Below are 6,506 nucleotides of genomic sequence, written 5' to 3'. Positions count from 1 at the left end.
ATCGACTTCTTCAGGGGTGGCCTGGATGAAATCGTAGGAAAGGGCTTCGCCAGTAGTGGCGTCGTGACTCTTGTGGACTACGGAGCCGGCTGCGCTGTAAGCGCCGCCGATGATGTTGTGGCCGATGGTAGCGGGCATTGTTAGCTCCTGTTGGGGACGAATGAACACGTACGAAAAGGCTTTGATTGTACGATGTCTGATCAGTTGCGCAAGTCTGCTATTTTTCTTGCGGCGTACTGAACGCTTTAGCCGCCATATTCCAATGAGCAGGGCTTGGGTAGGCAGAGCGGAAAGGCGCAGCGCCAGGCTTGATCAGCGGCCGATATGAGTATCTGGATGATCATCTCGGTAGATTTGGGCAGGCAAGGCGATCTACCCGCTGAACTGCGCAGGTTGCCGACCACTGCGAGCCCGCTCGGCCGGATGCGCTGGACGCATCCGGCCGACGTACAGTGATCAGGCGATGTTGTTTTCGACTGACCAGTTGGCGTACCACTGGCGGAACAGGGTGTACTGGGTCTCGGCGTAGTTGCGCTGGGCGTCGCTGAGGGCATCGGTTTCATAGAAGTGCAGGGCGTATTCCTGGTCGCCGCCCAGCACCATGAGGTGCTTGTAGTAGAGAACCAGGTCGGTACCTTCGTCGAAGGAAGACAGTACGTTCAGCGCCTCGGACAACTCCAGGGCGCGGCGGCGGGCGACGGCGTCGCCTTTGGCGGCCTGCTTGCTCAGCTCGACCAGTTGCAGCACTTCGCGCGGCAGAGCGTTACCAATCCCGGTGATGGCACCAGTCGCGCCGCAATTGACGAAGCCATGCACCACCTGGGTGTCGACGCCGGCCATGAGAATCACGTTCTCATCCTGGGAGGTGATGTGCTCGGCGGCGTAACGCATGTCGGCGGCGCCACCGAATTCCTTGAAGCCGATCAGGTTGGGATACTTGCGGCGCAGCTTGAAGAACAGCTCGGCGCGGGTGGCGAAGCCGTAGTACGGGCTGTTATAGATCACTGCCGGCAGTTTCGGAGCAGCTTCGAGAATTGCAGCGAAGTGGGCTTCCTGAGCGGCTGGCGAAGCACCTCGGGACAACACGCGCGGGATGACCATCAGGCCATGGGCGCCAACCTTGGCGGCGTGGGCAGCATGGGAAACCGCTTCGCGGCTGTTCACCGCACCGGTGCCGACGATGGTCGGGATGCCGGCAGCGACCAGGCGCGCCACCCCTTCCTGGCGTTGGGCTTCGGTGAGTAACGGCCAGTCGCCCATGGAACCGCAGTAGACCACCGCGCTCATGCCGGCCTCGATCAGCTCTTTGCCCTTGCGCACCAAGGCGTCGAAGTCCGGCGTGCGCTCGGCGGTGCAGGGGGTCATTAGCGCGGGAATGGTGCCGGTGAAGATGCTGCTATTCATGGTATTGCCTCCTGGGAGCATTCAAAGTATTTCGTATACGAAAGAAAAATGTCGTAGTTGGTAGGCGTTATGCCCGTTTATTGCGCCGGCGAACCGGCAGTTTCAAATCTTCAGCAAGTCTTGCAGTTTCAGCTCCACCGGCCATGTATCCGACAGGCGATAGCCCGTTGGCCAGGGGTCGCTCGGGTCGAGCAGGTGCTGGTGAGTTCCGGTGATCCACGCGCGGCCGGATAGGCAGGGGTAGATCGCCGGGCGACCGGCCACGTCGGTCAGCGAGTCGATGCGGCAGTGAAATTCGGAGCCGATGATCGAACGGCCGATAAAGCGTTCGCCTACTGCCAGCTGGCCTTTGGCATGCAGCACCGCCATGCGCGCCGAGCAGCCGGTGCCGCAGGGCGAGCGGTCGATCTTGCCGGGGCGAATGACCACCGCGTTGGCGCCCGTGGCGATGCCGTTCTCATGCACCACCGGCGCGGCGATCTGGCAGAAGGAGATATGGCTCCAGTCCGGGTTCAGCGGATGCTGGAAACCGAGCTGTTCATTGGCGGCCTGAGTGATGCGCAGGCCCACAGCGACCAGATCGGCAGCTTCATCGGCCTGTATGGCGAAGCCCAGGTGGTGTGCATCGGCGATCACGAAACTGTCGCCACCGTAGGCGGTATCGACCTGCAGCGAACCCAGTCCTTCGACCTCGATCCAGGCGTCGAGCTTGTCGGCGAACGAGGGCACGTTCTTCACCTCGACGCGCTCGGCCTTGCCGCCCTTGCAGTCGGCGATCACTTCCACCAGGCCACCGGGCGCTTCCAGGGTCAGGAAGGTCTGCGGCTCGGTCATCGGCAGGATGCCGCTGTCGAGCAGCACGGTGGCCACGCACAGCGAATTGGAACCGGACATCGGCGGCACATCGGCCGGCTCCATGATGATCCAGCCCATCTGCGCCTTGGGATTCTTCGCCGGCACCAGCAGGTTGACGTGGCGGAACACGCCGCCGCGCGGCTCGTTGAGCACGAAGTTACGCAGGAAGTCGTCCTGTTCGATCCAGCGCGACTGCTGCCACAGCGTCTCGCCGGGCGGTGGCGCGACGCCACCGACGATGACGTCGCCGACCTCGCCTTCGGCATGGCAGCTGACCACGTGAATGACCTTGTTCGAACGCACGGCGCAGCCCTCTCAATGAACCGACTTGAGGAAGTCGGCGGTTTCCGGTTTCTGCGGATTGCCGAGCACCTGCTCGGGCGCGCCGATCTCGTGTACCAGGCCGTTGCGAAAGAACGCCACGCGGTCGGACACGTCACGGGCGAAGCGGATCTCGTGGGTCACCAGCACCATGGTCATGCCGTCTTCGGCGAGCATGCGCATGGTGTCGAGCACCTCGCCGACCAGTTGCGGGTCGAGGGCGCTGGTGGCCTCGTCGAACAGCATGTAGTCGGGGCTCATGGCCAGGGCGCGGGCAATCGCCATGCGCTGCTGCTGGCCCCCGGAGAGCTTGCCGGGGAACACCTTGAGCTTGTCGGCCAGGCCCACGTGGGTGAGCTGCTGCACGGCGATGGCCTCGGCCTCCTGCTTGCTCAGGCCGAGCACCTTTCGCGGCGCCAGCATGACGTTTTCCAGCACGGTCAGGTGCGGGAAGGCATTCCACTGCTGGAACACGATGCCGATCTTCTGGCGCAGCTTGTTGATGTCGGTGCCCGGCGCATGCACTTCGGTGCCGTCGACGCGGATGCTGCCGCTCTTGATCGACTCCAGGCCGTTGATGCACATCAGCAGGGTCGACTTGCCGGAGCCGGAGCCGCCGATGATCGACACCACTTCGCCCTTGTTGACGGTCAGGCTGACGCCCTTGATCACATCCAGGCTGCCGAAGGATTTGTGTACGTTGTCGATCTCAATCATTTTCCTGCCACCTTTTTTCCAGCCGTGCGCCCAGTTGGGCGACCACCAGGCTCATGACGTAGTAGATGAGGCCGGCGATGCACAGCACCAGCAACGGCTCTTGAATGCGCGTGACGATGGTTTGCGAGGCGCGCAGTAGCTCGACAATGCCGATCCACATCACCAGCGCGGTGTCCTTCATCACGCTGAGCACCAGGTTCAGCCAGCCGGGGAAGGCCACCCGCGTGGCCATCGGCAGCACGATGTAGCGCAGGTCCTGCAGGTAACTCAGGCCCAAGGAACGGCTGGCGCGGCGCAAGGTGAATGGCACCGAAAGCACGCCGCTGCGCACGATCTCGGTGAAGTAGGCGGCGGCATAGATGCCCAGCACGATGCAGCCCACCGCGAAGGCGCTGATGTCGATGCCGGCGATGCTCTTGAACGAGTTGAACAGCACGAACTGGATGAGCAGTGGCACGCTGCGAAAGACATCGAGCACCCAGGCCAGCGGCAGGGTGGCGCGCGGCAGCAGGGCACGCAGCAGGCCGAACAGCAGGCCGGCGAAGGAGCCCAGCAGGATGGCCCAGAAGGTCAGTTGCAGAGTGACCCAGGCGCCGTCGAGCAGGTAGAGGAAATCGTTCCAGGTGAAGCTGGTATCGAACATGAGCGATCCTCAGTAACGGAACAGGCGCCAGGCCAGCAGCCGGGCAACCGCTACGATCGCCTTGGCGATCAGGTAATACAGCACCGCCGCGATGGCGAAGAACTCGAAGGTGCGGAAGGTCTTGACGTTGTAGTCCTGGGTAACGCCGGTGAGGTCGTTGTTGAGGCCGACGATCACCCCCAGCGAGGTCATCAGCACGGCCCAGACCATCTGGTTGGTCAGCGGGTAGAAGACGATGCGCAGCAGCTGCGGCACGACGATCATGCGGTAGGCCTGAAAGGCGCTCATGCCCAGCGAGCGGGCGGCACGCACCTGGGTGCCGGGCACGGCCTTGAGGCCGCCACGGAAGTTTTCTGCCAGGTAGCCGGCATTGTTGAAGGTGATGCCGGCCAGCAGGGCGACCCAGGAGCTGACGTGCCAGCCCATCGAGCCCAGGCCGAAGTACAGGATGTAAATCTGGAACAACGATGGCGTGTTACGCGCGATGGATACCCAGGTGTTGGCGAAGCCGCGGGCCACGGGGTTTTTCAGCTCACGCATCACCGTCAGGGCGAGGGCGATGAGCACCCCGAAGATCATCGACAGGGCGGCCGTCTCGAAGGTCACCCAGGCGCCGGCGAGCATGTCGGGCAGTGCCTTGAAGGCCTGGCGCCAATGGAAGGTGTAATCAAACATGCGTGGGGTTCTCCACAGGGGAAGCCGATTGCAGCCAGCGCGGCAGACGGCCGCTGGCCTGGCCCGAACAGGCGGCGTCGACGCACTCGGCCAGGCTGGCGAAGTGCACCGCACGGCCGACCAGCCCTGGCGCGTAATGGGCGTATTTGCCCGAATTGGTCATCAGGGTGCGGCAGGTAGTCGGTACCACCGGCTCGCCGAGCATGCACCAGCAAGTGTCGGTGACCAGCGTTGCTCCGAAGGCCTCCAGCACGGCGAGGTAACCGGCCGCGCGGGCCTGCTCGTGAATCGCCCGGCCGCAGGTGATCACCAGGCTCACCTGAGCGTGCTTGCTGCGGCCCGTGCACAGATCGGCGAGGCGGGCGAGTTCACTGAGCGAGAAATGCGGATTGCCGAGGGCGATCAGCCCCACCTCGGCTTCATCAGCGCTGTTCAGCTCATCCCAGCTGCGGCGCAGATCGGCGAGGCTGATCCGTTTGATCGGAAGCTCTCTACCGTTGTGGATAACCTGCTGTGGATCACGGGCTTCCGGGGTAACACCGGCGATATGGAACAGTGGCGCCGCCGAACTGGTGGCGAAGGCGGCGCCAAAGGCCTTGAGATCGTCCAGGCTCGGCCCGGCGTTTTCCAGGCCGTGTACCAACGGAATATGGCTGCCGCAGAGCAGGCCGATGTGGTAACCGAGCAGTGGGTAGAAGGCATCGTCGAGTTCAGCGAGCTCGGGCAGCTCGATCTGCAGGCTGGCCATGCGCTGCTCGTCGAGGTGGCAGCCGACCTTGGGAGCACGGCCGGTGAGGGCGATGCAGATATCCAGATAATCGGGGTATTTGAGGGTGCGTGCCCCGAGCACGCTGTTGGCGTAGACCACCGCATTGGACTCGGCCCAGACGATCTGCTCGCCCTCGGCGGGCGCGCTGTCCAGCAGGTAAGGCGCACAGGTGAAGCTGAGCTGGGCACCCATGGCCATGTAGGCATCGCCGAGTGCACTGGCCGGTTCGCCGAAGGCGGCGTCTATGCCCAGAGCACGCCAGCGGCGCTGATCCACGGAAATCGAGTTGAGGGTAGTCGGTACCCGTACCTTGGCGCCCCAGGCCACCAGTTGCTCGGCGAAGCGCAGGCTGGCCGGACCGGTGTAGATGCAACCGTCGATATGCGCCTGGGTGACATCCAGCAGTTCGCTGGCGCCCTGTAGTTCGGCCATGCGCAATACCAGTTGCATGGCCACCTGTGCGGCCTTGCCGTGGCTGCCGTCGAGCAGGGCACGGTCGCTTTCGCTCAATTGCAGGGCGCTGGCGAAAGGCGGCTGCTGATGTATTGAAGCCACGCCTGTCGGCCGGGCATCGGCAGGGCGCTGTGGATAAAGCTGCAGTCGCTCACCGTCGAGGCGGGCGTAAGCCTGGCCGCGCAGGCGGGTGAAGGCTTCATGCCCGATGCACAGTACGGCAATGGAGCGCTGGAACAGCAGTTCAGCCACCAGCACGCCCAGTGTGAGAATCTCGTCTGCCTCGGCGAGCACCAGGGCGCTAGGCGCGTGCTCGCCGCTGAGCAGCTCCATCATCACGCTGCTGCCGGTGCAGGAGCCGCGACCACTGGGAATCGCCAGTACGCGGCCCGCCAGGCTCTGACCACTGAGCGGGTGATGACGATCGATCACCTCGCCCGTGAACGGGTCGACGCCGCCCCAGAAACTCAGGCCCATCTCGGCGAACAGCAACTCACCCTCGGCGCGCCCAGCGACCAGGCTGCGCCCCTGGAGCGCGCACGCTTCAGGGGCGGACGAGGTGTGATCCGCGACTGCTGTCATCAAGGGCTCCGCCTTAGGCAAAAGCTCGGCGCCACCGGGGCAAGCGAGCGAAAAAGGGTTGAATGCGCCGCCAATGGCGGCGCATTG

The 6,506-nt window shown here is 63.8% G+C and carries 7 protein-coding genes; all 7 read right to left on the bottom strand.

Going from position 1 to position 6,506, the window contains the following annotated elements; all coding sequences use genetic code 11:
* The coding region (locus PVA39_RS23620) for a hypothetical protein (RefSeq protein ID WP_443201004.1) at positions 1-138 on the bottom strand (138 nt) is incomplete at its 3' end.
* 318 nt (positions 139-456) lie between these two features.
* Positions 457-1,404, bottom strand: coding sequence for a dihydrodipicolinate synthase family protein (locus tag PVA39_RS22465; protein ID WP_093506508.1), 948 nt, complete (start codon positions 1,402-1,404; stop codon positions 457-459).
* 102 nt (positions 1,405-1,506) lie between these two features.
* Positions 1,507-2,562, bottom strand: coding sequence for a trans-3-hydroxy-L-proline dehydratase (locus PVA39_RS22460; protein WP_274125945.1), 1,056 nt, complete (start codon positions 2,560-2,562; stop codon positions 1,507-1,509).
* A gap of 12 nt (positions 2,563-2,574) precedes the next feature.
* Entirely contained in the window at positions 2,575-3,297 is a 723-nt protein-coding gene (locus PVA39_RS22455; RefSeq protein ID WP_092371754.1) for an amino acid ABC transporter ATP-binding protein, read from the bottom strand.
* Positions 3,290-3,940 (bottom strand): amino acid ABC transporter permease, encoded by a 651-nt coding sequence (locus PVA39_RS22450; protein WP_274125944.1) that lies wholly within the window; start codon positions 3,938-3,940, stop codon positions 3,290-3,292. Before PVA39_RS22450 ends, PVA39_RS22455 begins: the two co-directional genes overlap by 8 nt.
* Positions 3,941-3,949: 9 nt before the next feature.
* Entirely contained in the window at positions 3,950-4,615 is a 666-nt protein-coding gene (locus PVA39_RS22445) for an amino acid ABC transporter permease (protein WP_093506515.1), read from the bottom strand.
* Positions 4,608-6,419 carry a cis-3-hydroxy-L-proline dehydratase gene (lhpI, locus tag PVA39_RS22440; protein ID WP_274125943.1) on the bottom strand — a complete coding sequence of 604 codons (1,812 nt, stop codon included), beginning with the start codon at positions 6,417-6,419 and terminating at the stop codon, positions 4,608-4,610. The genes PVA39_RS22445 and lhpI overlap by 8 nt, the downstream gene beginning before the upstream one ends.
* Between the last annotated feature and the right edge of the window lie 87 nt (positions 6,420-6,506).

This window comes from Pseudomonas sp. CNPSo 3701, from assembly GCF_028674975.1.
GTDB lineage: Bacteria > Pseudomonadota > Gammaproteobacteria > Pseudomonadales > Pseudomonadaceae > Aquipseudomonas > Aquipseudomonas straminea.
The sequence above is the reverse complement of the archived record's forward strand: the minus strand, read 5'-3'. Positions and strand labels throughout refer to the sequence as shown.

Bases quoted from the DNA above. Each gene is read 5' to 3' on its own strand.
- lhpI (WP_274125943.1), bottom strand. From the start codon at position 6,419: ATGACAGCAGTCGCGGATCACACCTCGTCCGCCCCTGAAGCGTGCGCG.
- PVA39_RS22450 (WP_274125944.1), bottom strand. From the start codon at position 3,940: ATGTTCGATACCAGCTTCACCTGGAACGATTTCCTCTACCTGCTCGAC.
- PVA39_RS22445 (WP_093506515.1), bottom strand. From the start codon at position 4,615: ATGTTTGATTACACCTTCCATTGGCGCCAGGCCTTCAAGGCACTGCCC.
- PVA39_RS22465 (WP_093506508.1), bottom strand. From the start codon at position 1,404: ATGAATAGCAGCATCTTCACCGGCACCATTCCCGCGCTAATGACCCCC.
- PVA39_RS22455 (WP_092371754.1), bottom strand. From the start codon at position 3,297: ATGATTGAGATCGACAACGTACACAAATCCTTCGGCAGCCTGGATGTG.